General features: G+C 64.3%; 26 protein-coding genes. 12 read left to right on the top strand and 14 right to left on the bottom strand.

Annotated elements, in window-relative coordinates; genetic code table 11:
* Positions 1 to 140 precede the first annotated feature (140 nt).
* The gene (locus AC4FWB_RS06775; RefSeq protein ID WP_491025104.1) at positions 141 to 1,016 is read left to right on the top strand and encodes a fumarylacetoacetate hydrolase family protein; all 876 of its coding nucleotides are present in this window, start codon (positions 141 to 143) and stop codon (positions 1,014 to 1,016) included.
* Entirely contained in the window at positions 1,013 to 1,816 is an 804-nt protein-coding gene (gene hpaH / locus AC4FWB_RS06770; RefSeq protein ID WP_491025102.1) for a 2-oxo-hept-4-ene-1,7-dioate hydratase, read from the top strand. Before AC4FWB_RS06775 ends, hpaH begins: the two co-directional genes overlap by 4 nt.
* A 265-nt stretch (positions 1,817 to 2,081) precedes the next feature.
* On the opposite strand, the gene AC4FWB_RS06765 is transcribed toward hpaH, so the two are convergent.
* The 8 genes from AC4FWB_RS06765 to AC4FWB_RS06730 form a co-directional block, all read right to left on the bottom strand.
* Positions 2,082 to 3,101, bottom strand: coding sequence for an isopenicillin N synthase family dioxygenase (locus AC4FWB_RS06765; RefSeq protein WP_491025100.1), 1,020 nt, complete (start codon positions 3,099 to 3,101; stop codon positions 2,082 to 2,084).
* A gap of 227 nt (positions 3,102 to 3,328) precedes the next feature.
* A complete protein-coding gene (locus tag AC4FWB_RS06760; RefSeq protein WP_491025099.1) occupies positions 3,329 to 3,985 on the bottom strand; it encodes a methionine ABC transporter permease in 657 nt (218 codons plus the stop codon).
* Positions 3,966 to 5,057 carry a methionine ABC transporter ATP-binding protein gene (locus AC4FWB_RS06755; protein ID WP_491025098.1) on the bottom strand — a complete coding sequence of 364 codons (1,092 nt, stop codon included), beginning with the start codon at positions 5,055 to 5,057 and terminating at the stop codon, positions 3,966 to 3,968. The genes AC4FWB_RS06760 and AC4FWB_RS06755 overlap by 20 nt, the downstream gene beginning before the upstream one ends.
* A gap of 83 nt (positions 5,058 to 5,140) precedes the next feature.
* Entirely contained in the window at positions 5,141 to 5,992 is an 852-nt protein-coding gene (locus tag AC4FWB_RS06750; protein WP_491025097.1) for a MetQ/NlpA family lipoprotein, read from the bottom strand.
* Between the two features lie 204 nt (positions 5,993 to 6,196).
* A complete protein-coding gene (gene cuyB, locus AC4FWB_RS06745; protein WP_491025096.1) occupies positions 6,197 to 6,994 on the bottom strand; it encodes a cysteate racemase in 798 nt (265 codons plus the stop codon).
* Positions 6,991 to 8,355 carry a dicarboxylate/amino acid:cation symporter gene (locus tag AC4FWB_RS06740; RefSeq protein ID WP_491025095.1) on the bottom strand — a complete coding sequence of 455 codons (1,365 nt, stop codon included), beginning with the start codon at positions 8,353 to 8,355 and terminating at the stop codon, positions 6,991 to 6,993. The genes cuyB and AC4FWB_RS06740 overlap by 4 nt, the downstream gene beginning before the upstream one ends.
* A gap of 2 nt (positions 8,356 to 8,357) precedes the next feature.
* Positions 8,358 to 9,197, bottom strand: coding sequence for a substrate-binding periplasmic protein (locus AC4FWB_RS06735; protein WP_491025094.1), 840 nt, complete (start codon positions 9,195 to 9,197; stop codon positions 8,358 to 8,360).
* Between the two features lie 207 nt (positions 9,198 to 9,404).
* A complete protein-coding gene (locus AC4FWB_RS06730) occupies positions 9,405 to 10,094 on the bottom strand; it encodes an SDR family NAD(P)-dependent oxidoreductase (protein ID WP_491025093.1) in 690 nt (229 codons plus the stop codon).
* Positions 10,095 to 10,314: 220 nt separating this feature from the next.
* Here AC4FWB_RS06730 and AC4FWB_RS06725 point away from each other — a divergent pair, with 220 nt between their 5' ends.
* Positions 10,315 to 11,430: an anhydro-N-acetylmuramic acid kinase gene (locus AC4FWB_RS06725; RefSeq protein ID WP_491025092.1), complete on the top strand. Its 1,116-nt coding sequence runs from the start codon at positions 10,315 to 10,317 to the stop codon at positions 11,428 to 11,430.
* Here the strand turns inward: AC4FWB_RS06725 and AC4FWB_RS06720 are convergent.
* Positions 11,427 to 11,852: a GNAT family N-acetyltransferase gene (locus tag AC4FWB_RS06720; protein WP_491025090.1), complete on the bottom strand. Its 426-nt coding sequence runs from the start codon at positions 11,850 to 11,852 to the stop codon at positions 11,427 to 11,429. The genes AC4FWB_RS06725 and AC4FWB_RS06720 overlap by 4 nt on opposite strands.
* A gap of 144 nt (positions 11,853 to 11,996) precedes the next feature.
* Between AC4FWB_RS06720 and AC4FWB_RS06715 the strand changes: the two genes are divergently transcribed.
* From AC4FWB_RS06715 to AC4FWB_RS06705, 3 genes are all read left to right on the top strand, one after another.
* Positions 11,997 to 12,536: a dihydrofolate reductase family protein gene (locus AC4FWB_RS06715; RefSeq protein ID WP_491025089.1), complete on the top strand. Its 540-nt coding sequence runs from the start codon at positions 11,997 to 11,999 to the stop codon at positions 12,534 to 12,536.
* A 218-nt stretch (positions 12,537 to 12,754) separates the two neighbouring features.
* Positions 12,755 to 13,174, top strand: coding sequence for a GFA family protein (locus AC4FWB_RS06710; RefSeq protein WP_491025087.1), 420 nt, complete (start codon positions 12,755 to 12,757; stop codon positions 13,172 to 13,174).
* A 45-nt stretch (positions 13,175 to 13,219) separates the two neighbouring features.
* Entirely contained in the window at positions 13,220 to 14,137 is a 918-nt protein-coding gene (locus AC4FWB_RS06705; RefSeq protein ID WP_491025086.1) for a sigma-70 family RNA polymerase sigma factor, read from the top strand.
* A 4-nt stretch (positions 14,138 to 14,141) separates the two neighbouring features.
* On the opposite strand, the gene AC4FWB_RS06700 is transcribed toward AC4FWB_RS06705, so the two are convergent.
* Complete coding sequence (locus AC4FWB_RS06700; RefSeq protein WP_491025085.1) at positions 14,142 to 15,320, bottom strand: MFS transporter; 1,179 nt, start codon at positions 15,318 to 15,320, stop codon at positions 14,142 to 14,144.
* Positions 15,321 to 15,368: 48 nt separating this feature from the next.
* Between AC4FWB_RS06700 and AC4FWB_RS06695 the strand changes: the two genes are divergently transcribed.
* On the top strand, positions 15,369 to 15,908 hold the full coding sequence (locus AC4FWB_RS06695; protein WP_491025083.1) for an Lrp/AsnC family transcriptional regulator: 540 nt from the start codon (positions 15,369 to 15,371) through the stop codon (positions 15,906 to 15,908).
* Between the two features lie 127 nt (positions 15,909 to 16,035).
* On the opposite strand, the gene AC4FWB_RS06690 is transcribed toward AC4FWB_RS06695, so the two are convergent.
* The 3 genes from AC4FWB_RS06690 to AC4FWB_RS06680 all read right to left on the bottom strand — a co-directional run bounded on the left by AC4FWB_RS06690 (position 16,036) and on the right by AC4FWB_RS06680 (position 18,725).
* A complete protein-coding gene (locus tag AC4FWB_RS06690) occupies positions 16,036 to 16,350 on the bottom strand; it encodes an EthD family reductase (protein ID WP_491025082.1) in 315 nt (104 codons plus the stop codon).
* Positions 16,351 to 16,494: 144 nt separating this feature from the next.
* The gene (locus AC4FWB_RS06685) at positions 16,495 to 17,781 is read right to left on the bottom strand and encodes a D-tagatose-bisphosphate aldolase, class II, non-catalytic subunit (RefSeq protein ID WP_491025081.1); all 1,287 of its coding nucleotides are present in this window, start codon (positions 17,779 to 17,781) and stop codon (positions 16,495 to 16,497) included.
* The gene (locus tag AC4FWB_RS06680; RefSeq protein ID WP_491025080.1) at positions 17,778 to 18,725 is read right to left on the bottom strand and encodes a sugar kinase; all 948 of its coding nucleotides are present in this window, start codon (positions 18,723 to 18,725) and stop codon (positions 17,778 to 17,780) included. Before AC4FWB_RS06680 ends, AC4FWB_RS06685 begins: the two co-directional genes overlap by 4 nt.
* Before the next feature lie 242 nt (positions 18,726 to 18,967).
* Here AC4FWB_RS06680 and AC4FWB_RS06675 point away from each other — a divergent pair, with 242 nt between their 5' ends.
* Positions 18,968 to 19,990: a LacI family DNA-binding transcriptional regulator gene (locus AC4FWB_RS06675; RefSeq protein ID WP_491025078.1), complete on the top strand. Its 1,023-nt coding sequence runs from the start codon at positions 18,968 to 18,970 to the stop codon at positions 19,988 to 19,990.
* Positions 19,991 to 20,036: 46 nt separating this feature from the next.
* On the opposite strand, the gene AC4FWB_RS06670 is transcribed toward AC4FWB_RS06675, so the two are convergent.
* Positions 20,037 to 21,185, bottom strand: a complete 1,149-nt coding sequence (locus tag AC4FWB_RS06670) for a Gfo/Idh/MocA family protein (protein ID WP_491025077.1) — start codon at positions 21,183 to 21,185, stop codon at positions 20,037 to 20,039.
* Between the two features lie 173 nt (positions 21,186 to 21,358).
* Between AC4FWB_RS06670 and AC4FWB_RS06665 the strand changes: the two genes are divergently transcribed.
* From AC4FWB_RS06665 to AC4FWB_RS06650, 4 genes are read left to right on the top strand one after another with little or no spacing between them, the layout of a single operon-like run.
* A complete protein-coding gene (locus tag AC4FWB_RS06665; RefSeq protein WP_491025076.1) occupies positions 21,359 to 22,720 on the top strand; it encodes an ABC transporter substrate-binding protein in 1,362 nt (453 codons plus the stop codon).
* A gap of 2 nt (positions 22,721 to 22,722) precedes the next feature.
* Complete coding sequence (locus tag AC4FWB_RS06660; RefSeq protein ID WP_491025075.1) at positions 22,723 to 23,655, top strand: carbohydrate ABC transporter permease; 933 nt, start codon at positions 22,723 to 22,725, stop codon at positions 23,653 to 23,655.
* Positions 23,652 to 24,488 carry a carbohydrate ABC transporter permease gene (locus tag AC4FWB_RS06655; protein ID WP_491025074.1) on the top strand — a complete coding sequence of 279 codons (837 nt, stop codon included), beginning with the start codon at positions 23,652 to 23,654 and terminating at the stop codon, positions 24,486 to 24,488. Before AC4FWB_RS06660 ends, AC4FWB_RS06655 begins: the two co-directional genes overlap by 4 nt.
* Positions 24,489 to 24,492: 4 nt before the next feature.
* Positions 24,493 to 25,314, top strand: coding sequence for a sugar phosphate isomerase/epimerase family protein (locus AC4FWB_RS06650; RefSeq protein WP_491025073.1), 822 nt, complete (start codon positions 24,493 to 24,495; stop codon positions 25,312 to 25,314).
* Positions 25,315 to 25,316: the final 2 nt, after the last annotated feature.

Below are 25,316 nucleotides of genomic sequence, written 5' to 3'. Positions count from 1 at the left end.
TTGAACGCGGCAAGAAAAGCGCCGACCGCGCGGCCAGCCAATCTCCCCCCTTGTGGGGGAGATGTCCGGCAGGACAGAGGGGGGCGCCGTAGAGCTCGACGTTGGCCCTTATCCGATAGTGCCATCTTCGGGGTATCAGCATGAGTTCAGCACGCCTCGCCACGTTCACCGCCAGCGGCAAGACGCGTTATGGCGCGGTCACCGAAAAAGGCGTCGTCGAGCTGTCGGCGCGCCACGCGCAATGGCCGACGTTGCGCGAGGTGATCGAGGCCGGCGCGCTCGCAAAACTTGCCGAAGAGGCCGAAGGCCTTGCCGCCGATTTCAGCGTCGAGGACATCGCTTACGAGATCCCGATCCGCTTTCCGGAAAAGATCATCTGCGTCGGCGTCAACTATCCGGACCGCAACGAGGAGTACAAGGACGGGCAGGCGGCGCCCTCGAACCCGTCGCTGTTCATCCGCTTCCCGCGTTCCTTCGTCGGCCACGGCGCGCCGCTGGTGCGGCCGCCGGAATCGCCGCAACTCGACTATGAGGGCGAGATCGTCATCGTCATCGGCAAGGGCGGGCGACGGATCGCCGAGGCGGATGCGCTCGGCCATATCGCAGCGCTTTCGCTGTGCAACGAAGGCACGATCCGCGACTGGGTGCGCCACGCCAAGTTCAACGTCACGCAGGGTAAGAATTTCGACCGCAGCGGCTCGATCGGGCCGTGGCTGGTGCCGTTCACCGCTGAGGCGCAGATCGCCGACATATCGCTTGTCACGCGCGTCAACGGCGAGGTGCGCCAGCAGGACCGCACCGGGCGCATGATCTTTTCCTTCCGCAAGATCATCAACTACATCTCGACCTTCACCACGCTGGTTCCCGGCGACGTCATCGTCACTGGAACGCCGACGGGCGCCGGCGCCCGTTTCGAGCCGCCGATCTGGCTGAAGCCTGGCGATGTCGTTGAGGTCGAGGCCGAAGGCATCGGCCTGCTCCGAAACGGCGTCGTCGACGAGGGGGCCATCCGATGATGACGGACAGCGAAGTCGAGGGCGCCGCGCAGCGGCTTTTCGAAGCCGAGCGCGAGCGCCGGCAGATCAGGCTGCTCAGCCTCGATTTTCCGCAAGCGACGATGGACGACGCCTATCGCGTGCAGGCGGCGCTGGTGAAGCGGAAGGTCGCATCGGGGCTGACAATCAAGGGCTGGAAGATCGGCCTGACCTCGAAAGCGATGCAGTCGGCGCTCAGCATCGACATCCCGGATTCCGGCATCCTGTTCGACGACATGTTCTTCGAGGATGGCGGCACGGTGCCGGCCGGCCGCTTCATCCAGCCGCGCATCGAGGCAGAGATCGCCTTCGTCATGAAGGCGCCGCTCGCCGGCGCCGACGTGTCGATCGACGATGTGCTCGACGCCACAGATTATGTCACGCCGGCGCTGGAAATCCTCGACACCCGCATCGAGCGGATGAACAAGGAAACCGGCAAGATCAGGACCTTCTTCGACACGATCTCGGACAACGCCGCCAATGCCGGCATCGTCGTCGGCGGCCGCGCGGGCGGCCCGCGCGAGGCGGACCTGCGCTGGATCGGGGCGATCGTGTCGCGCAACGGCGAGGTCGAGGAGACGGGGCTAGGCGCCGGCGTGCTCGATCATCCGGCCAAGGGCATCGCCTGGCTCGCCAACCGGCTCCACCAATACGGCATGCAGATCGAAGCCGGACAGGTGGTGCTCTCAGGTTCCTTCATCCGGCCGGTCGAATGCCGGCATGGCGACCAGATCGTCTCGGATTTCGGCCCTTTCGGTGCGATCCGCATCGCCTTCGCCTGATCCCTTTGCTTCTTTTGCGCAATTCCGGACGGAAAACCGCTGCGCACTTTTCCTGGAATTGCTTGGAAAGAAAAAGGCCGGGCGCGAAAGCGGCCCGGCCAAGAAATGAAGGTCATAACCTTCAGAGGGGAACATCGTCCGGCGCAATGGGAGGAAAACACCGGACGATACCCGTTATGTGGGCTTTGGCCCGTTCGTTTGCGACGAACAGAATTCCAAAAACTATCCAAAACGTGAAAAAATCTCGCTCACGCAATGCAAATGTTCAGCCGGCGGCCGCTGCTTTTTCCAACAGGTCGGCATAGTGCCGGCGCGCGACGTCGGGATGCGATCTCAGCCGACTCTTCAGAACGTTGGTTCCGACGTTGCGGAACAGCGGATTGTCGGGATCGCTGGCCGGGCCGCGCGCTTCGGCCGCCAGTTCCTCCGGCAGGTCGAGCAGCGGGATGGTCGCGTCGAGCCGGGCGCTGAAGAAGAACGGCACCGATATCCGCTCGACGCCGGCCGGCGGCGTGACGACGCGGTGCACGGTGGCCCGCAGATATCCGTTCGAGGCCAGTTCCAGAAGCTCGCCGATGTTGACCACGAGCGTCCGCGGGATCGGGTCCACATTGACCCAGCTGCCGTCATATTCGACCTGCAGGCCCTTGTTCTCATCCTGAAGCAGAAGAGTGAGGAAGCCGCCGTCCTTGTGCGCGCCGACACCCTGGTCGTCGCCCGTAGCGTCACGGCCGGGGTAGCGCACGATCTTCATGCGGTGGTTCGGTTCGTCGCGATAGATCGGATCGAAGGCGTCTTCCGGCTGATCAAGCGACAGCGCGAAGGCCTTGAGCAGGCGGATCGCCACCTCGGTCGCCTTGGCCTGCCAGGCAAGCAGCGCAGGCTTGAGATCGGGGAGCGCGACCGGCCACTGGTTCGGGCCCTGCAGTCGCGTCCAGGCCGGCATGCCCGGCCCTTGCGCAATGGTCGTGCGCTCGACACCGATGTCGAGCTGCTCGCGCCAGTCGGCCTTGCCTCTGGTCAGCTCACCGCCGGCGCGCGTGTAACCGCGGAACTGCGGCGACTTCACCATTTCGATGCCAAGCTTGTCGGCTTCGGGCAAGGTAAAGAAGCGCCGCGAGGCATCGAGCACAGCGTCGATATCCGACTGCGTTATGCCGTGGCCGGTGAGATAGAAGAAGCCGACATCGCGGGCCGCCGTTCGCAGGTCAAACAAGAAAGTCCGCAGTTCCGACGCGCCCTGTTCAAGGCGGTCGAGATCCAGCACCGGGATTATTCTGGCCATGGACAGGCTCCTCTTGCCGCAACTCTTGTTTTTCGCAATTCCGGACGGAAAACCGCTGCGCACTTTTCCTGGAATTGCTCTAGCGACCCCGCCGCACGATGACATGCGCGGCATTGCGGGTGAAGAAACGCGCCGACCAATCTCATTGCAAACGGAGCAAGCCGCCGCTCAATTCACGGGCTTTGCGGCAAATTGCGTTCGGATGACCACCGCTTGCCACGCGTCGCTCACGCGCGATGATCGAGCCGCGCGACCAGCCGGTCGCCGATCCACTGGATGCCGCAGACCAGAACGATCAGGACGATTACCACGGCAATCATCACGCTGGTTTCGAAACGCTGGTAGCCGTAGCGGATGGCAAGGTCGCCCAGGCCGCCGGCGCCGATGGCGCCGGCCATGGCCGAAGCGCCGACCAGCGTGACAAGCGTCACCGTGAAGCCGGCGACGATGCCCGGCAGCGCCTCCGGCACCAGCACCTCGCGGATGATTGTCCAGCGGTTGCCGCCCATGGCGCGGGCCGCCTCGATCAGGCCATGATCCACCTCGCGCAGCGACACTTCGGCGATGCGAGCATAGTAGGGCGTTGCCGCGATCGACAACGGAACGATCGCAGCCCAGGTGCCGATCGAGGTGCCGACGATCAGCCTCGTCACCGGGATCAGCGCCACCAGGAGGATAATGAAGGGGACGGAGCGGAAGCCGTTGACGATGGCGCCGAGAATGCGGTTCACCCAAAGATTTTCGGCGATGCCGCCGCGATCGCTGGCGACGAGCGCGAGACCGAGCGGCAGGCCGAAGACCAGCGAGATGAGGCCGGAGGCGCCGGTCATCAGCACGGTCTCCCAGATCGAACGGAGCAGGAGTTCAAACAGGATCGGCGACATGGCCAAGCACCTCCACCCGCGCGCCGCGGTCCTTGAGGAACGTCGTTATTCGCGCGAGATGCGCCGTGTCGTCGCCGGAGACGGCGACGAACAGCGTGCCGACAGGCTGCTCTTGGACATGGTCGATGCCACCATGCACGAGGCGGAACGGGCCAGGCACCGTCGCGGCTAGATCCGACAACAATGCGCCACGTGCCGCCTCGCCTGCCACATCGATCCTGAGGATCGTTTCCGCGCCTTCGCCTGCGGCGAGCCGGCTCGCGATCTCGAGTGGCAGTTGCGGCCGTATGCCTCCGAGCAGGCTTCTGGTGATCTCGGACTTTGGATCGGCGAAGACCTGCCAGACCGCGCCCTCCTCGACGATCCGGCCGGCGTCGATCACCGCCACGCGGTCGGCGATCGAGCGGATCACCTCCATCTCATGCGTGATGAGCAGGATGGTGAGGCCGAGCCTTGAATTGATGTCCTTGAGCAGCGCCAGGATCGAGCGCGTCGTCTCCGGGTCGAGCGCCGAGGTCGCCTCGTCGGAGAGCAGCAGCGCGGGACGAGCCGCGAGCGCCCTGGCAATGCCGACACGCTGCTTCTGCCCACCCGACAGCGAGGCCGGATAGGCCTTGGCCTTCTCCGACAGGCCGACGAGTTGCAGCAGCTCGGCGGCGCGCGCCATGCGCTCGGCGCGCGGCCGGCCTTCGATCTTGAGCGGCAGCGCGACGTTTTCCTCGACCGTCTTCGCCGACAAAAGATTGAAGTGCTGGAACACCATGCCGATGCGGCGGCGCAGCGGCTGCAAGTCGCGCTCGCTTAGACGGCTGATCTCGCGGCCCTCGATGAAGACCTCGCCCGAATCCGGCCGCTCCAGGCCGTTGAGGCAGCGGATCAGCGTCGACTTGCCGGCGCCGCTGCGGCCGATGATGCCGAGGATCTCGCCCTTCTGCACCGTGAGCGAGACGCCGTCGAGCGCCGCGGTGGCGCCGAAGCGGCGCTTCAGGCCGACGAGGCGGACAACATCTTCCGACCCCTTGGGCTGGATGGTGTCCGGACCGACCACCTTGGTCGTGACATGCTGGTTCATCTCTATGTCCGTTTCAGCGTCATACAAAAGCGACGGCGGCCCGCTCAACAGCGGACCGCCCGTTTCTGCCAGCCAGGCGCCGATCAATAGGCGCTGATCCCGGTGCCCTTGTAGACCTTGTCGAACTCGGCCTTGACCGTCTCGTTCTGGTAGGAGGCGACCAGGGTCTTGACCCAGGGCTCGTTCTCAGCTCCGGCCTTGACGGCGATGAAGTTGCGGTAGGGATTGTCGGCTACCGCCTCCTGCGCGATGCGGTTTTCAGGGCCGAGACCGCTCTTCAGCGCCCAGTCGGTGTTGACGACCGCAGCGTCGAGATCGTCGACCGAGCGGCCGACGATGCCGGCGTCGAGCTCCTTGATCTCGAGCTTCTTCGGGTTGTCGGCAATGTCGGCGGTCGTCGCCAGGATGCCGGTGCCGTCCTTCAGCTTGATCAGGCCTTCATGCTCCAGGACGTGCAGCGCGCGGCCCTCATTGGACGGATCGTTCGGCAGGCCGATGACGGCGCCTTCCGGCAGGTCGGCGACCTTGGCGTGCTTCTTCGAATAGAGGCCGATCGGCCAGACGCCGGTATAGCCGACCGGCACGATGTGATAGCCTTGCGTCTTGATCTGGTTGTCGAGATAGGGCTTGTGCTGGAAGGCGTTGGCGTCGATCTCGCCGCGCTCGAGCGCTTCGTTGGGCTGGGTGTAATCGTTGAAGACCACGGTCTCGATCGTCAGCCCTTTCTTGGCCGCCTCGGCGGTGACGACGCGCCAGACATCCTCATCCTCGCCGCTGATGATGCCGACCTTGATCGCCTTCTTGTCCTCGGCCAAGGACGGCGACGGCGCGGCGAGGCCGATCACAGTGAATGTCGCGGCGAGAAGCGCGGCAAGTCCGGCGCGCCTGGTGATTGACGTAACGAGAGAATTTGAAGCGTTGCCGCGTTCGGACATAATGCGTTCCTTGCGATGCTGAAGTCATTTCGGCCTGGCGGGATGCGAAGCCTTGACATCAGCATCGCCAATGCTGCCCGCTTGGGCAAAGAAGCGCTTTTCCTATCGAGCGGAACGCGGAAAATATTCTCTCAAAGATTTTGTGACTTGGAGAACGCCGGCCGCCGACGCAAGATATCTGGCGGAAGGCCGAAGCGCTGGCGCTTATGAAGCCCGCTGCGCGGCGACCCAGGGCAAGCGGTCATGTCCCGGCAGCCGCGACACGGTCGGAAGGCCTCTGGCTTCCTGCGCGCCGAAGCCCAATCGTGTCAGGCAGGCTCGCGCCAGGGCCGCATTGCTGTCGATGACGATCAACCCGTTCGTGTCGCTAAGGCTGGCGGCCACCACGGACAGTTCGGTGCAGCCGAGCAGCGCGGCATCGGCGCCGGCCAATTGCGCGAGATGGAGCGCGCGCTCGGTTTCGGTCGCCGCTTCCGCGATCGAGCCGGCCTTGACGAGAGCGATCGCGCTATCGACGCGCTCCTGGAACTCCACGTTTGCGGGAAGGCAAAGGTCGAACCCCGCCGCCAATATCCTCTCTTGATAGAAGCCGGAGACCAGCGTGCCGCGGGTTGCGAGGTTTGCAATCCGGCCCCTGTCCAGGCTGCGACGGATTTCCGCCACTACAGCGTCGCCGATGTGGATGATCTCCGCGCGCGAGTTCGCTGCCAGTTGCCCGTACCAATGATGGGCGGTGTTGCACGGCATCGCGATGCAGGCGACGCCGAGCGCGTTGAGCGTCGCGACCGCGGCCTGCAGCGGCGCCAGCGGCCCGTCATGGTTGCCGAGGATCGCTTCGGTCCTGTCGGGGAGCTGCGGCACGCTGAGGATGGCGGCGGGCACATGTTCGTTGTCGCGCAGCGCCTCGGTCATCCGGGTCAGCTTGAAGTAGAAGTCCGCCGATGCAAGCGGTCCGAGACCGCCTATGATGCCGAGCTGGGGACGGATGCTGTCGTCGATCATCGGACGCGCTCGGCTTCGAGCACTTCCGAGACGCTCTCAACAGGCTGCGCCCCCTCCCGGTGGCTGGGCGCGATCATTGCCGTGCTCGCCGCGACGGTGCTGACGCTGGACAGCGTCATCAGCGTATCGACGGCCGCATCCACCGCGACGAACAGGGCGAACGCTGCTTCGAAGGGAAGCTTCAGGTAGCCGCAAACGATGGACATCTGGGACAGGATGAGCAGGCTGCCCATGCCGCCGGTCGTCAGCGCCAGAAGCGCCGAGACGATGCCGACAAGCAAGAGGTCGGGGATCGCTAGCGGATGACCGTAGAGCTGGGCGATGAACAGCGCGCCCGAGGTGTAAACCAGCGCCGGGCCCGTCCGCAGCAGTGCCGCCTGCAGCGGCACCAGCAGTTCGACGACCACCAAGTTGAAGCGCAGCCGCTCGCTCAACAGATTGATGACCCAGGGCAGCGAGGCGACCGTGGAGCGCGTGGTGATCGCCACCATGAGAAGGGGCTGAAGGGTCTTGATCGTGGTCCAGTAGCTGCGTCGCGACCGGATGGCGATAATTGCAAATGCAACGGCGAGGAATGTGAGGCAGGACAGGCCCATCACCAGCAGGTAGCCGCCCATCAATGTGAGCGGCCTGGTTCCGGTCGAGGCGGTCTGATCGGCGATCAGGATGAAGGTTGCGAAGGGCAGTCCCCAGACGAACCAGTTGGTCAGCACCGTGCAGGCCCGGTAGACGGCATTGAGCGCCTGGGACAGGCTCATGGACGAGGGCTGAGGGATCTTGCCCATCGCCAGCCCGAAAAGCAGGCAGAAGAGCAGGACCTGGATGGTCTGGCCGGAGGCGAGCGCGTTGAAGACGTTGTTCGGCACCAGGTCGAGCAGGATCGAATGCTCACCGTTTGCGTTCCCGGTGGACGGCGGCGGCTGGAACGGGAATGCGAGATCGGTGGATACGCTGCCTTGGGAATTGATGAACTCGCCGAGCTCGATGCGCGACTGAGGGTTCTCGATCTGGCCGGGCTGCAGGATCAGCGAATATGTGCCGCTCACCATCACGGCCAGGAACGAGACGACCAGCACGGCAATGCCGACCTTGCCAAGGTAACGGACGGATTTCGGGTCCTGCACCATCGCCGTGATGGAGAAGATGACCGACGACACCAGGTAGGGCAGGACGACCATCTTGAGGAAGTTCAAATAGACCTGAGCGACAGGGCTGATCGCATGGGAGAAGCCTGGATAGTAGAGACCGCACAGGATCCCGGCCAGGATCATCGCGATCGTCGTCACGGGCGAGCGTAATATGCGCTTTGCCGCCAGGCGCCAATCGAAAGGCAGGGGTGCGGCTACGTCGGCGACGGTCATCGTCAGGCTTTGCCCCCCAGGCGATAGCGCGCGATGATCTCGTCAGTGTTGAGAACCTGCTGGCCCCGTGCGAGATCGAGATAGAGGTCGACAAAGGCCGCAAGATGCGGATTGTCCGGCCGGACGCCGATCGCGATCGTGTCGACCTTGTCCGTCAGCGTGATCGAGCGCGCCACGACCGTCATCGACGGATCGTCGACCATCAGCTTCTTGATCTCGAAGTCGTCGCGATAGGCCATGTCGATCGCGCCGTTGCGGATCGCGTCGACAACCGTATTCCATCCCGCGAAGCGACGGATCTGCGCGTGCGGGAAGGTCGTGGCCGCATAGGTGGCGAATGAGGAGCCCTCGATCACGCCGAGATCGCCGGAGAAGTCGCGGATGATCTGTTCCGGCGGCTTGCCCTGTGTGATGCGCGCCAGGTTGAGGCGGTTGGCGAGCAGCCCCTGATGCAGCATGGCATAGGGTCGCGAATAGAGGATAGAGCGTCCGCGCTGAAGGGTGCGGCTGAGCTTGCCGATCGCCATGTCGGCCTGGCCGAACATCAGCTGTCTCACCATGCCGTCGAACGTCACGGCGGATCGATCGAACACCGGCTCGACGCCAAGCTCCGCGGCTATGCCGCGGGCCAGTTCCATGTCGATGCCCTTATCCCCCGCCCCATCGGCCGGAAAGAACGGGTCGGAAGCAAACGCCGGCATGGCGATGCGCAGCTTGTTGTCGCTCGTGATCGGCTGTGGCGCGTTCTCCGCCGGCTGTGCCGGCTGGGTCGCCGCCTGCGCTTGCGCCATCGCCAACCCGACGCTTCCGGCCGTAAGCAGCGTGCGACGTGTAAGCGACATGCGCATTTCTCAATTCGTGCAGGAAGCCGGACAAGAAAATCTGACCAACTCGCAGTATGCACGGCGAGGTTAAAGAAACGTGTCTTTTAAACCTTTAAATATTACTAGTACATAGAACAACGCGGCTTCACAAAATATGCAAGTTGGCTAATATATCGAGCACCGCAAGGGACGGTTAACTATCCCCTGCGAAAGCAGTGCGGATCGTCAAAACGTCTCGACCCATGGCCTGAGCTCGACCTCGAAGCTCCAGGCGCTGCGATGCTGGCGATGGACCGCGAGATAGGTCTCGGCGATCGCGTCGGGCGACAGGCGGCGATCGGGACGCTCGGGATCGGCCGCCTGTCCGGGCGGTTCGATCTGGCCGTCGATGATGAAATGCGCGACGTGGATGTTCTTGGGGCTGAGCTCGCGCGCCATCGACTGCGCCAGTCCACGCAGCCCGAATTTCGGCATGGCGAAGCCGGCCGAGCCGGAGAAGCCTTTGAGGCTTGCGGTGGCGCCGGTGAACAGGATCGAGCCGGAACCGCGCTCAGCAAGCCGGCGCGCCGCCTGCTGGCCGACCAGGAAGCCGCCATAGGCACCGACGAGCAGGGCCTGCTTGACCGTGTCGGGATCGAGCTCGGCGATCGGGCCGCGCGTACGCCCGCTTGCGTTGAAGACGGCAATTTCGAGCGGGCCGACCTTGTCGGCCGCCTCGAACAGCCGTGCCACCGAGGCGGCGTCCGAGACGTCGGTTTCCACCGCCTGCGCGCCTGTCTCCTCAACCAGCGCCGCGAGCTTGTCGATATTGCGGGCGGCAAGGACGACACGATAGCCCTCCTTGCCGAGGAGCCGCGCCAGCGAGGCGCTGAGGCCAGATCCAGCGCCTGCGATCACCGCGACATTGGCTGCCATCTCGTTCCTCCTTTGCGATGTGTCCTTCGAGGTTCGGCCGATGCCGATGGTCGCACAAGTTCGCGCCTTCGGCCGCAAGAGGCAAGAACGGTGTTGCTCCGTTTTCGCCGTTCGACGCAAAAAGCCGTCGGCCTATGTGTTGGTCGCTGGCCGCCGCCAGGGCTTGCCTGCCGCACCGATCCGTCCGACACGTGGTTCAACGGCGATTCGAGGAGCGACCATGGAACCAATCTGGGCCGTCGGCCTGATGACCGGCACGGTGCTCGACGGCAATATCGACGTGGCGCTGATCAAGACCGACGGCGAGCGCATCGCCGACTTCGGCACCTATACGCTTGCACCGTACCCGCAATCGATCCGCACGCTGTTGGAAGAGACGCTGCGCCAGGCGCGCGCCTGGAATTTCGAAGGACCGGAGCCGGCGATCTTCCGCGAGGCCGAGGACGCGTTGACACGGGCTCAGTCAGCCGCGGTCAGGGATCTTGTCGAGAGCCATGGGATGAGCATGGCCGATATCGGCGTCGTCGGTTTCCACGGCCAGACGGTGCTGCATCGTGCTCCGCAGCCGGGACGGATCGGCCGGACGCGCCAGCTCGGCGACGGCGAATTGATGGCGGCGCTTCTCGGCACCAGGGTCGCCTACGACTTCCGCTCGGCCGATGTGGCCGCCGGCGGGCAAGGCGCGCCGCTCGCAGCCGCCTATCACGCGGCGCTGCTCAAGGAGGCCGACGCCAGCGGCGACACCGCGGTGCTCAATCTCGGCGGCGTCGGCAACATCACCTGGTGGGATGGCAAGGACGCAATCGTCGCCTTCGACACCGGACCGGCCAACGCGCCGGTCAATGATTTCATCAAGGCGAAGGGCCTCGGCGAGATGGACCGCGACGGCAAGTTCGCGGCCGCGGGCACGGTCGACGAGGCAAGGCTCGAGCGGCTGTTGCAGCATCCCTATCTCACAAAACCTTACCCGAAGTCGCTCGACCGCTTCGATTTCACGGCGGCGATGGCCGAGGGGCTCGGCGCAGAGGATGGGGCTGCAACGCTGACGGCCTTTACGGTGTCCGCCGTCGGCAAGGCGCTCGACCTCTTGCCGCGCCGGCCGAAGCGGCTGGCGGTCAGTGGCGGCGGCCGCCGCAACCCGACGATGATGGCGATGCTTGAGAGCCGCGCCGGCGTCGAGGTGGTGCAGGCCGAAACGCTGGGATGGAAGGGCGATGCGGTGGAGGCGGAGTGCTTCGCCTTCCTCGCCGTGCGCGTGCTGCGCGGCCTGCCGATCAGCTTTCCGAGCACCACCGGCGTGGCGCAGCCGATGCGCGGCGGGAAACTGGCGGGCTAATCAGCCAGGCGCTTCTGCAGGAAGATGCGGCTGCGGCCAGCAGGGAAGTCTGGAAGCGTGCCGAACGGCTGGTAGCCCTGTCGCTGATAGACCTTGGCGGCGGTCGGATTGAAGGTGTCGATCCAGGCGGCCTGGCAACCACGCGCCGCCGCCTCCCGCTCGGCGGCATCCAGCATGCCGGCGGCGATTCGCCGGCCGCGCAGCTTTTCGTCGACCCAGAGCCACTGCACATAGAGCCAGCCCCAGGCGGTGTAGCCGGATATGCCGGCGACGATCGCTCCGGCATCGTCACGCACGAAAACCGCGAGCGATTTTCTGCCTGAAGCACCGACATCGCCGTCATTGAAAGCGGTGAGGCTCTCGCCGAGAAAAGCGAGGTCCCGAGGCAAGGGCTCGGCGGTGATCTCGAGCGTCGTCTTCATCATGGCTCCGTTCGACCAAGCCTTATCGAAAGACCGCAGGAGGACGCAAGCCGGCCTCCGTTTCTGAAAATATCGCCGAGCGGCGTATCCAAACACAAGCCTCGAACGTCCTAGCAGCATCGTTCATGCAGCAGGAGATTTGTGGTGAGGAAATTGATCGTGGGCAGCTTCATTTCGCTCGATGGCGTCATCGAGGCACCGATGAACTGGGCGTCGCCCTTTTTTGTCGGAGACGCCCTGGAACACTCCTATGCCAAAGCCGGCGAGGCGGACTACTTCCTTCTTGGACGTGTGACCTACGAGCTGTTTTCCAGCCGCTGGCCGCAGATCGAGGGCAAGTACATGGACCGGATGAACGGGCTTAAGAAACTGGTCGCATCGCGAACCCTGAAAGAGGTCGGCTGGAACGCGTCATTGATCGAAGGCGACGTCGCCGGCCGGATCGCCGAGATCAAGGCGCAAGGCGACGGCGACATTCTGAAATACGGGGTGAGCAATCTCGACCAGACCCTGCTCGCCAATAAGCTTGTCGACGAGTACCAGCTTTCGATCGTGCCGACTCGGGTCGGCCACGGCAAACGCGCTTTCCAGGATGTCGACCCATCGCTGGTCAGGCTGGAGCTGACGGGCACACACCGGTTCGACAGCGGCGTCGTCACGCTGACCTATCGCGTGCTGAAATGACCTTTGCGCAATGAAGTCGATCCTGTGATGTCCAGACCGCCTCGGATGGCAGCCCTACCTGAAGGACTGGAAGCACGCACCGGCTTGACTGTGCGGCCGGGTAGGCCAGTTGCCCGCCACAAGAATCCGTCAGGCGGCACGTATCTTTTTCTCCCCGCCATACGTCTTGGAGTCGGCCGGCGATGGTGCCGGTCGGCGAGCGCGGAGAATATTGGGCCATGCTGAAAACCTACGCAGGAAGCTGCCATTGCGGCAAGGTTCGGTTCGAGGCCGATATCGACCTCAGCCGGGGAACCGTCAAATGCAATTGCTCGACATGCACCAAGACGCGCTCCTGGGTGGGGTTTGTCGACCCTCAGCACTATCGCCTCGTGTCTGGGGTCGAATCGCAGGCCGAATATCAATGGACCCCACCGGGCAGGGTTGCGCCCAGCATCCAGTATCACTTCTGCGCGACCTGCGGCGTGCGCATGCCGGCGCGAGGTGATGTTCCAGCCCTTGGCGGCATCGTGATCGCCATTCCGATAGCGGCTCTCGACAGGATCGATCCAGAAGAGTTGGCGGCGGCGCCGGTGATGTATGTCGACGGCAGGCACGATCGCTTCGATCGGGCTCCCGATGACACCAGGCTGATGTAACATGGCCGGACCTTGCCCTGGCGAGACGTGCACAACGGTGTTCTCATGACGATGCAGCCAAGACTTGAGCCTAGCGGGCTCTTCGACGTTCGCTACGCCGCGTTCCTGCAAACGGTCGCGCATTTGCGAGAACGGCTGCATCGCTATTGCGCGCGCATGACAGGCTCGGCACTCGACGGCGAAGACGTCATGCAGGAAACGCTGTTCGAGATCTATCGCAAGATTGAGAAGATCGACGATCCGAGCGCTCTTCGTTCATGGCTGTTTCGCACTGCTCACAACCGCTGCGTCGATTTCCTGCGCAACCAGCAAACGCGCCGCCGCGCCGAGGCCAATTTCGCGGTCGACGAGATCGTTCTCCCGGCCGAACCGGCGGGCCAGGGCGCCGATCGTGCCATCGAACGGCTGGTGATCCACCTGCCGCCCAAGGAGCGTGCCTGCGTTCTCTTGAAGGACGTCTTCGACCATTCGCTGGAAGAGATTGCCGATCTCGTCGGGTCGACGGTCGGCGGCGTCAAGGCGGCGTTGAGCCGCGGCCGCGCCAAGCTGGCCGCGTTGCCAAGCCAGCCAACCGTTCGCCCAGAGCCTGGACGCGATCCGCAGCTTTCGAGATTGCTCAACCGCTATGTCGAACTCTTCAACCGCCATGACTGGGACGGCGTGCGGGCATTGACCAGCGACGACGCGCAGCTGCGGGTCTCGGACTGCTTCAGAGGCCCCTTGTCGGAATCGCCCTACTTCGTCGAATATGAAAAGGGCCAGTTGAGCTGGAAGATGACGATCGCCGCGGTTGATGACGAGATCGTGCTGCTCGTGCTCCACCGAGGCGAAGGCGGCTGGAAACCGGCCTATCCGGTTCGGATCGAAGCAGCCGACGGGACCATCAACCGGATTAGCGACTATTATGCGTGTCCATGGCTGATGAGGGCGGCGCGCGCAATTGTGGTTGCGAGCCCAAACTGAGCGCTCAGCCCGCTGACCGCCATGCCGCGGCCGACGCCGCTACCAGCATCAGCAAGGCGGCGATCAGCGCGCAATTGGCGAAGCCGAGGCCTGTGTAGAGCGGACCGAAACCGGCGGTGCCGACGGTGACGGCGAGATAGGTGACCGCGCTGTTCAGGCCCATGATGGTGCCGCGGCGTGACGGGTCGAGCGCGGTCAGGCGCATGACCAGCACGTTCAGCCCTAAATGGTTGGCAAGACCCCAGATGGCGATCGTTGCCGTCAGCGGGCCGAAGCCACCGCTCAGCATGGCCATCGCGACATAGACGGCGGCGACCAGCAGATAGGCGAAAGGCATGACGCGGCGCGCGCCGAGGCGGTCGATGATGCCGTCGAGCAGAGCGGCCGCGCCGAAGCCGAGGCCGTAAGCGATCGCCGCGAGGCCGTTGGCGCTGACCGGCTCACCGAGGTCTTTGTGGAGATGGTCGCCGAGATAGCCGTAGACGCCGTAGAAGGCGGTCATGAAGGCGCTGCAGGCGATGAGAAGCGGAATGATCCCAGGCACGGCCAGCGCGCCAAGCGGCGAAGGCGCGGGACCGCTCTTCCTGGTGTCGCGCAGCGAGCTCATCGTCAGGCCCACGACTGCGGTGCCGGCGAGAAGCGCCACGGCGGCGAAGACGGCGCGCCAATGGATGAGATCGGCAAGCACGGCTGACAACGAGACGCCGGCGACCATGGAGAGCGTCCAGCCGGTCAGCACGACGCCGATCGTGCCGCTCTCACGGCCGGGCGGCGCGATCGCCGCCGAGCTGGCATAGATCGCCGGCATGGCGACCCCGGCGGCGATGCCGGCGACGAGCTGGGCCGCCACCAGCGCCGTCACCGTCGGCGCGAGCGCGCTGGCGACCAGCGCGAGTGCAAGCAAAAGCAAAGCGCCCTGCAGCATGCGGCGCGCGCCGATCCTGTCGATGTAGCGGGCAAGGAAGAGCGCGCTGGCCGAGGTGCCAAGGCCGAAGGCGGCGGCGGCTGTCATCACCGCCGGCACGCTTGTCCCGAACGATGCCGCGACAGCGGGTGCGATCGGCCCGAGAACCAGCGAGTTGGAGCCGATGACGGCGATGCAGCCGGTAAGCAGATAGGCCGCCGCCGGGATCGGCGCGCGCGGCGCCGCAGTCATAATTGCTGATTGATCACTGTTCGACATATCTCCATAATGGCCGAATTAAATTCAGCATCAATGGAGAATTTCCATATGGACGCAGAAACAGATGACGTTCAGCGGAACAGGCAACCTGCCCGCGAGGTCGACCCGATCGACCGAAAAATATTAGGCGTGCTCGTCGAGGATGCGACCATCAGCTATGCCGAGCTCGGCGATCGGGTTGGCCTCTCGCCACCTGCGGCGCATGAGCGGGTGAAGCGACTCAGGCGCAGCGGCGCCATCCGCGCCACCTCGGCGATCATCGATCCGAAGGCGGTGAAGAAGCCGCTGCTCGCCTTCGTGCATATCGACACAAGAGGCTGGGGCAAGACGCCGGAGCTGATGGCGATTTCAGAATGCCCCGAGGTCGAGGAGATCCATTCGGTCGCCGGCGACACCTGCATGCTGCTCAAGGTGCGCACCGAGGACACCCGCGCGCTCGAAGGCCTGCTGTCGCGCATTTACGAGACGCCGGGCGTGGTCTCGACGCGCAGCTATGTGGTGCTGTCGACCTATCTCGAACGTCCAGTGCAACCCGAGATCACGGCCGAATGGCCGGCGCCTCGGCACATGGCGACGCCGGTTTACTAAAGCGCGTCGCGATCTTTCAGATTCGCTCCATGCGCTTTAGGGTTTTGATTTTACGCATGTCTTTGTCCCGAAACCGGTTCCCACTTTCGGGAGACATGCTTTGGACTGCCATCAGACGATCCGGGGGTCAGACTTCCTTGTTGTCGAAAAGGAACATTTGGACGCCCGAGTCGTCAGGTGCATAGATTCGGCGATCCGCCCCGGCCGCTTTTCCCTCCGGGCTTGCGAACGCCTTTTCGATCGCCGCGAGGTCGTCGAAATACAGCGTTCCGATCCGATGGATACTGGAGGCTCCCACCGGCGTTGCGATGGGGCCGTCGCTGACTTCGTATTTCCTGAGACCGGGAATCTTCTTGGCGAGAGGTATGTGGACTTCGAAGTAATGTCGGTCAAATGCCTCGACGTCCTTCGGTGTCGGGTAGATTACGACCATCCGGGCCATTGCGGTGCTCCTTCTGCTTCGGACACACCAAGGACGACCCGAAGGATCGAAACGGAACGCGACATAGAAGATTTTCGAATATCTTGAAGGCGTGTGCTTGCCGATCGCTGCAGCGAGCAACGCAGCTGGTCCGACCGACCCGTCTTACGGGTTGGTGGCGCTGCGGTAGATGTCGAGGACACGCGTGACGCTGGCGATCAGAAGCTCATGCGCGGTCAGCTTGGTCCGGCCGGCCGCGACTTCGGCGTCGAGATGCCCAAGATACTGGCTGATCAGCGGGCGGGGGATTTCGCTCCCGCCCAGCGCCGCGAGCAAGGCTTCTGTCGCGCGCTGCGCCTCGGGCGACGGCCAGTAGTAGCGGATGCGGTCGCTGAAGGAGAAATGCCGCTGCAGGCGCTGCTCGTCGGGTGTGCCGGGATAGTATTTCTGCCAGTTGCCGGGCGCGGCAAGCATGACGCGCTCCATGGTGGCCGGCAGGTTTTCGCGCGATGGGTCGGGTGCCAGCTGTTCGGCGATGGAACTCAAACCATAGAGCGCCTCGCGCAGCGCGAAGGTAAGCCAGGGACCGACCTTGAGGATGGCAAAGCCGTCGCGCACCAGTTCGGCAAGCGCTTGCCCCGGCTGATAGTCGGTCGAATGCGCCTCGAAGACGAATTGCGGCATGCGCTCCAGCGACGCCACCAGCTTCGTCGCCTTCTCCGGCGCATAGGCGATGATGTCGGCATTGCCGAATTCGACACCGGGCTGGACGACGACGCCGACGGCGCGGGCAAAGGCGGCATCGAGGCCAAGACGGGAAAAGGCCCGGCGATGGACCTCGACGGTGCGGAGCGCGTCGGCGGGCTCGGTCACATGCATATGGTCGAGCGCTTCGAGCGCGCCGCCCGGCACCGGCACTTCGGTGCCGATGATGTAGACGGGTTTTTGGCCGCCGGCGCGTGCGACCGCGGCCTCGGCGACCGCCGCGAGATCGGCCGCGCGCTGGGCGATGATCTCATCGGGCAGCGCAACGGTATCGTCGGCGCAGGCCATGCTGGTGTCGAGATGCAGCTTGGTGAAGCCAGCGGAGGCATAGGCGTCGATCATTGCCGCCGCCTTCTGCATCGCCTCCGCGGCAGGCAGGTGCTTCCAGGGATTAGGCCCCAGATGGTCGCCGCCGAGGATCAGCCGGTCGAGCGGAAAGCCAGTGCGCACCGCATGCGCCTCGACAAAGCTTCGGAACGCGGCCGGCGTCATGCCGGTATAGCCGCCCTCGTGGTTGACCTGGTTGCAGGTCGCCTCGATCAGAACATCGGCGCCAAGTGCCGCGCCGTGGCGGAGCGTCGCTTCGATCACCAGCGGATGCGCCGAGCAGATCGACGCGATGCCGCCCTTGCCGCCCGCTGTGCGCCGAGCAGCGATGCCGGCAAATCTTGTCGTGGCCCCGGTCATGCGTGTGGTCCTGCCTTGGCGATGAAAGCCTCGACCTCGGCGAGCCGGTGAATGCCTTCCATCGGCCCCTTGCGGGTGACGGCAAGCGCGCCGCAGGCATTGGCGATGCGCAGCGCATTGGCGGGCGCGGCGCCACGCAGCCAGAAGGAAACGAACGCGGCGCCGAAGCAGTCGCCGGCGCCTGTCGGATCGACTTCCTCGACGGCAAAGCCGGGCATTGCGACTGTGCCCTGGCGGTCGTGATAGGCGGCGCCATCGGCGCCTTTCTTCAGGACGATGCAGGAGATGCCTCGTCCCAGCAATTCGGCGACGGCACCCTGCTCGTCGCCGGCCGAGGAAAACAGGAACAGTTCGTTGCCGCTGGGCAGGAAGACATCGGTTTGCGCCAGCACCTTGTCGAGGGCCTGGCGCATGCCGGAAGCCTGCATGATCTCGCGACGGATATTCGGATCGAAGGACACGGTTCCGCCCTTGGCCTTCACGGCCGCGATCGCGCCAAGCGCGACTTCGGTGGCGCGGTCGGAAAACAGCGAGGAACCCATGACATGGACGTGATCGGCCCCAGCCAGGAGCCGCCTCGCCGCATCGTCCATCTCCAGCAAGCCGGCGGCGCTGTTGCGGATGTTGAAGACGAAATGCCTGGATGCATCGGGCCGATAGGTGACGAAGGCTGTGCCGGTAGCGTGGCCTTCGTGGACGGCGATCGCCGAGACGTCAGCGCCGAGCACGCGCAGCCGGTCGATGTTCAATTGGCCGAAATCGTCCTTGCCGACGGCGCCGATGAGACCAGCGGGCTGGCCGAGCGCCGCCGCCTGGCCGATGAAGATCGCCGGCGCGCCGGAGGGGAACGGTCCGACCAGCGGCCCGGGCTCGAGAAAGCTCTGGCCGATGCGCTCGGCCATGATCTCGACGAGGATCTCGCCCGCTGAGACCAGCTTCTTCATCACGTCCTCCCGACATTCGTTCGCGGAATCCGCTCTCTGGGTCACCGCAGATACCAAAAATCGAATACGACCTTGGATTTTTCACGTCAATTAATAAATTTACGCGTGGAATAATTTCACAAGGCGCGTTGAAACTTGCAAAGTTATCTGTAAAGTTTCAACTTGCAGTCGCGCGCCGGCGCACCGTATGTAGGCACCGAGGCAGCGCATGGGAGCAAGGATTCCATGTCGCGAGGATTTGAATGCCGATGACGCATAAGACAATGGAGGATTTCGCCCGTTCCTGCGGCGTCTCCAGACCCACTCTTTCCAAATATTTCGACGATCCGACCAGCGTCAAACCGGCGACCAGAAAGCGGATCGAGGAGGCGCTGCGCTCGTCCGACTACCAGCCCAATTTGTTCGCGCGCAATCTCAACCGCAAGCGCACCCGCAGCATCGGCATCGTCGTGCCGACGGTGACCGACCCGTTCTATTCCGAGATGGTCAGCCGCATCGAGCTCAGGCTGCGCGACGAAGGCTATTGGCCGATCGTCATTTCCTCGCATGGGTCGAGCGAGCTCGAGGCGGAAGCGACTCGAACCATCCTGTCGCTGAAGGTTTCGGGCGCGCTGATTGCGCCGCTCGGCCGGCGCTCGGACCAGCGGGCGATCGAGAAGCTGACGCAGGCGATCCCGATCGTCTATTTCGACACCTATCTCGAAGGCGACACGCCTTTCGTCGGCAACAACAATGTGCAGAGCATGTCGACCATCGTCGACTATCTTTGCCGCTCGGGCGACGCGCCGGTCTATTTCGATATCCCGCACGTCAATCACAATTCGCGCGAGCGGGTGGAGAGCTACATCGATGCCATGAAGCGGCTTGGCCAGAAGCCGCTCGTCTTCGGCAACATCGAGGATTACACATGGGAGTTTGAACGGATCGGCTACGAGCAGACGGAAAAGCTGCTCGGCAATGGCGGCCTGCCCGGCAAGACCATCCTGTGCGCCAATGACCGCCTTGCCTTCGGCGTGATGGCGGCGGCCTTCTCGAAGGGGCTGAAGGTGGGCCGCAAGGCGGATTGCGACCTGCGCGTCGCAGCCCACGACGACCATCCGCTCAGCCGCTACACCTGCCCGGCGCTCACCACAATGGCGCAGGATTTCGCGGCGATGGCCGGCCGCAGCGTCGAGACGCTGCTTACCTTGCTCGACGAGGACGGCACGGCCGTCGCGCCGAAGGTCAACCTCGACGCGACGCTGGTGATGCGCCAGTCGGCCTGAGTCCTGCGGAAAGCTGGGGCGGACTCCCGCCAGCGGTCACTGCGTCTCAGGCAAGCAAGCTCGCCGCCTCTTCCTCGCTAAGCAGCGGCGGCTGGTCGACCGTGCCGACGACCGCGACGGAGTTGCGGCTCTCGCCGGAGGCGAGGATCGCTTCCATGATCTCCAGCACGTGCAGCGCCAGTTCGCCGGACGCGCGCGGCCTCCTGCCTTCCGCCAGCGACCGCGCCAGGTCGGCGACGCCGAGCATGCGGTAGTTGGCACGGTCCGGCGCGGCATAGGGCCAGTTGCGCGCGCCATAGAGCTCGCTTTCGCTCTCGAAATTCTTCCAGTCGTCGCCGCGCGCCGACAGCGAGACAGTGCCGCCAAAAGTGTCGGGGTCGGGCAGCCTGAGCGACCCTTCCGTGCCGTGCAGTTCGATCGGATGGTTCGAGTGCCTGAAGACATCCCACGACGCGCCGAAGGCTACGGTGGCGCCGGAACGGAATTCGAGCAGCGACAGGATGTTGGTCGGCGTGCCGACTCTGAAACTGGTGTTCTTGTAAGGACCCTCCGCGGTGATCAGCCGCTCCTCCTGGCCGCGCGTCGCCATCGCCATGACGCGGGCGACCGGGCCGAGCAGGTTGACGAGCATCGTCAGATAATAAGGCCCCATATCGAAGACCGGACCGCCGCCCGGCTGATAGTAGAATTGCGGATTGGGGTGCCAGTGCTCCATGCCGCGACCCATCATGAAGGCGGTGCCGGTTACGGCGCGGCCGATCGCGCCCTCGTCCATCAGCCGGCGTGCCCGCCGCCCGGCGGCGCCAAGGAAGGTGTCGGGCGCCGAGCCCAGCAGCAAACCGCGCTTGGCCGCCTCGGCGACCAGCCTGCGGCCGTCGCTGGCGGAGGTCGCGAGAGGTTTTTCGGTGAAGACATGTTTTCCGGCCGAGAGCGCCGAGTGGGTGATGTCGAAATGCGCCGAGGGAATGGTGAGGTTGAGGACGAGATCGACCTCCGGATCGGCGAGCAGCGCATCGACGCCGAGCGCGCGGATGCCGTATTCCTTGGCGCGCAAGGCGGCCATGTCGGCGGAAATATCGGCGCAGGCGCGCAATTCCACACCGGAAAAAAGTGCCGCGTTGCGCAGATAGGTCATCGATATGTTACCGCAGCCGATAACGCCGATGCCGAGCTTTTCCCCTGATTTTGCTTGCATTTTCCTTCCGACCTCCCAATGCGGCGGCGCTCAAGACAACCCGCCGCAATGGCGGCGGACAATTTTCGTGACTCGCTATAGCGCATTTTAAATCTTGACGCGCGTAAAATTTTTATAGAGCATGTGAAAACGCTGGCGCAGCATCGGAGGCCGCCAGCCTTCTGGAGGAGAAAATGACTGACATGAAAAAACGGCCGACCGCCGACTCTAAGCTTGTGGGTCACGTCACGACGATGCCCGTTGGGCACGTCACGATTGCCGACCGCCGGCAGTTTCTCATCGGCGCCGGCATGCTGGGCGCCGCAGCGCTGGGCACCGGTCTCGGCATCCGCAAGGCGCGTGCCCAGTCGCGCGCCGAAATCAGCTTCGCCAGCGCAGCCTTTTTCGGCAAGGAGACCTTCGGCGACCTGATCAAGGCCTTCAACGAATCGCAGGACCGCATCCTGGTCAAGAACATCGAGCTGCCGCCGCCGAGCTCCTCGACGGAAGTGTATCAGGGCCTGGTGCAGCAGCTTGCCCGCCGCAACGGCACGCCGGACGTCTTCAGCCAGGACGTGATCTGGATCGCCGGCTTTGCCGCCGCCGGCTGGGCGCTGCCGCTGGACGAGTATTTCCCGGCCGACAAGCGCAGCGCCTACTTCACCGGGACGCTCGATGCCTGTACCTATGACGGCAAGCTTACCGCCCTGCCCTGGTTCATGGATTCGGGCATGTTCTATTACCGCAAGGACGTGCTGGAGAAGCATGGCGGCAAGGTGCCGGAAACCTGGGCCGACATGGCGACCACAGCTGCGGCCGCGCAGAAGGCCGGCGATATCGATTTCGGCTATCTGTGGCAAGGCAAGCAGGCCGAGGTCCTGGTCTGCGATGCGGTCGAGATCATCACTTCCAACAACGGCGCCATCCTTGCGCCCGACGGCAAGTCGGCGCTGATCAACCAGAAGGGCGCGGTCGAGGCGATCCAGTTCCTCTACGACACCATCGGCAAGACCAAGATCAGCCCGCAGGACGTGCTGTCCTGGGACGAAGAGCCGTCGCGCCAGCCCTTCACCTCGGGCAAGGCGTTGTTCATGCGCAACTGGTCCTATGTCTGGCCGATCGCGCAGGACGCCAAGACCTCGCAGGTGGTGGACAAGGTCGGCGTGGCGCCGCTGCCGTCCTTCGCCGGCGGCAAGAGCTCGGCCTGCCTCGGCGGCTACCAGCTCGGCGTCAACGCCAACTCGAAGCAGCGCGAGGCGGCCATCGAATTGCTCACCTGGCTGTCGTCGACCGAGACGCAGCACCGCATCGCGCTCAACTTCGGCCTGGCGCCGACGCGGCCGGCGCTGTTCCAGGATGCGCAGATCAAGAAGGAACAGCCCTTCATGGCGAGCCTCGAGAAGGTGTTCACCGGCGCCACCGCGCGGCCGAAGACGGCCGAATACGCCAAGGTGACACTGGCCTTGCAGTCCGGCATCTCCAAGGCGCTGGTCTCCGGCAACGTCCAGGCCGAGATGGACGCGCTCGCCGACCAGATCAACAAGATCGTCGCCTGACCATGACCGCGGCCGCCACTCTATCTGGCGCTGGCCGGCCGCGGCGGCTTGGCAAGGCGCTTCCAAGCGCCTTGTGGGCCCTCATCCTGCTGACGCCGGCCTTCGTGTCGCTGGCGTCGGTCTCCTTCTATCCGATCGTCAACGGCCTCTATCTCTCGCTCACCAACACCTCGCTGATCACGCAGGAGCAGGACTTCACCGGCTTCGCCAATTACGCGCAGCTCTGGGGTGACGCGCAGTTCTGGAACGCCTGGTGGCACACGATGTGGTTCACCTTCGCCTCCACCGTGCTGGAGACGGTGATCGGGCTTGGCATGGCGCTCATCCTGTTCGAGGCCTTCAAGGGGCGCGGCCTGGTGCGGGCCGCGATGCTGGTGCCGTGGGCGATGCCCACCGTCGTCACTTCAAAGATGTTCGGCTGGCTGTTCAACGGCCAGAACGGCATCATCAACTACATTCTGCTGCATGCCGGGCTGATCGACCAGAACATCAACTGGTATGGTTCCGCCGACACGGCGATGACCACCATCATCATCGCCGATGTCTGGAAGACGACGCCGTTCATGGCGCTGCTGTTGCTCACCGGCCTGCAGACCATCCCCAATTCGCTGATCGAAGCGGCGCGCATGGACGGCGCCAAGGGCTGGGTAACCTTCTGGTACATCCGCCTGCCGCTCTTGATGCCGACGCTGCTGATCGCCGGCCTGTTTCGCGCGCTCGACGCTTTCCGCGTCTTCGACCTGGTCTATGTGCTGACCGGCGGCGGGCCTGCCGATTCCACCGAGACGCTGTCGACGCTCTCCTACAAGGTGCTGTTTTCGACGCTGCAGTTCGGCTACGGCTCCGCGGTCTCGACGGCGATGTTCGTCACCGAAGGCATCATCGCGCTGGTCTTCGTGCTCTTCCTCATCCGCCAGATCAGGAGGGCGCAATGAACGACACGCGCTCGCCACTGCAGAGCTTCGCCATCTACCTCGGCGCCTTCCTGATCCTGGTCTGGTCGGGCGGCCCGTTCATCTGGCAGTTCTCGACGTCGTTCCAGCTCGACAAGGCGCTGACCTCGGGCTCGCCGTCGCTGATCCCGCATCCGTTCACGCTGGAGCATTACTACAACGCCTTCGTCGAGAAGGAATTGCACCGCTATGTCTGGAATTCGCTGGTGGTGTCGCTGGCGACGACCTTCCTGTGCCTTGTCGTCGGCTCACTTGCCGCCTTCGCGCTGTCACGGCTCAACGTCAAGGGCCGCTTCGGCATCCTGATGGTCATCCTCTCGGTGTCGATGTTCCCGCAGATCGCGCTGGTCGGGCCGCTCTATCTGGTGGCGACCAATCTCGGCCTGCTCGACACCTATACGGCGCTGATCATCACCTATCTGGCGCTCGGCCTGCCGCTGGTCACCTGGGTGCTGTTCGGCTATTTCGAGACGCTGCCGCGCGAGATCGACGAGGCGGCGCGCATGGACGGCGTCTCCATCCCCGGCCTGCTCTGGCACATCATCCTGCCGATGTCGCTGCCGAGCCTAGTGACCACCGGCCTGCTTGCCTTCATCAGCGCCTGGAACGAGTTCCTGTTCGCGCTCGCCTTCACCTCCAACATCGACCGCCAGACGATCCCCGTCGGCATCGCCAACTTCACCAACCTCTATTACGTGCCCTGGGGCGATATCGCCGCGGCCTCGGCCGTCGTCACCGTTCCGCTGATCGTGCTGGTGCTGTTCTTCCAGCGCCACATCATCGAAGGCTTGACCCAAGGCGGCATCAAGGAATGAAAGGATGAACGTGAAAGACCTCAAAGTCGGCTGCCAGACCTTCACCTGGGAAATGCTGGGAGACCGCTTCACCGGCGGCCCGGACGATCTGTTGAAGGCGATCGCCGATGGCGGCTATGCCGGCATCGAGATCACCGACACGATGATCGGCCGCTATGCCGGCAAGCCAGCGGAGTTCGCCGCCGCGCTGAAGTCACGCGGCTTGACGCTCGTCTCCTTCGCCTTCGGCTCGAAGAGCGGCTTCACACTGAAGGAACAGATCGGGGCCGACCTCGACACAGCGAAACGCTGGATCGACTTCGCCGCCGCCTTTCCCGGCGCGCTGGTGTCGATGGGTTCGGCAACCGTCGTCTCCGACGGGCCGCGCGACGACAAGTTCGCCATTGCCGCCGAGGTCTACAACAAGGCCGGCGAGATCGGCCGCAGGGCCGGCGTCCAGGTGGCGGTGCATCCGAGCTCGCATCACAACACGCTGCTCTTCGACCGCGCCGACTATGACCGGATCTTTTCGCTGGTCGACGCCTCGCTGGTCGGCTGGGTGCCGGACACCGGCCACATATTGCGCGGCCATCAGGACATGGCCGACACGCTCACTACCTATCGCGACCGCATCCGCTACGTGCACCTGAAGGACGTCGATGCAAGTGGCACCTGGGCGATGCTCGGCAAGGGCGTCTGCGACACGGCGAAGGTGATCGAGATCGCCAGCGCCGCGCCCAACTTCAACGGCTGGCTGGTGCTGGAAGAGGAATCCGAGACGGCCGCCGCCGATCCGGCTGGAGCCGTGAAGACCAATCGCCAGACCATGCGCGGCTACGGGGCCTGAGA

This window comes from Mesorhizobium sp. LEGMi-168a, from assembly GCF_058312955.1.
The sequence above is the reverse complement of the archived record's forward strand: the minus strand, read 5'-3'. Positions and strand labels throughout refer to the sequence as shown.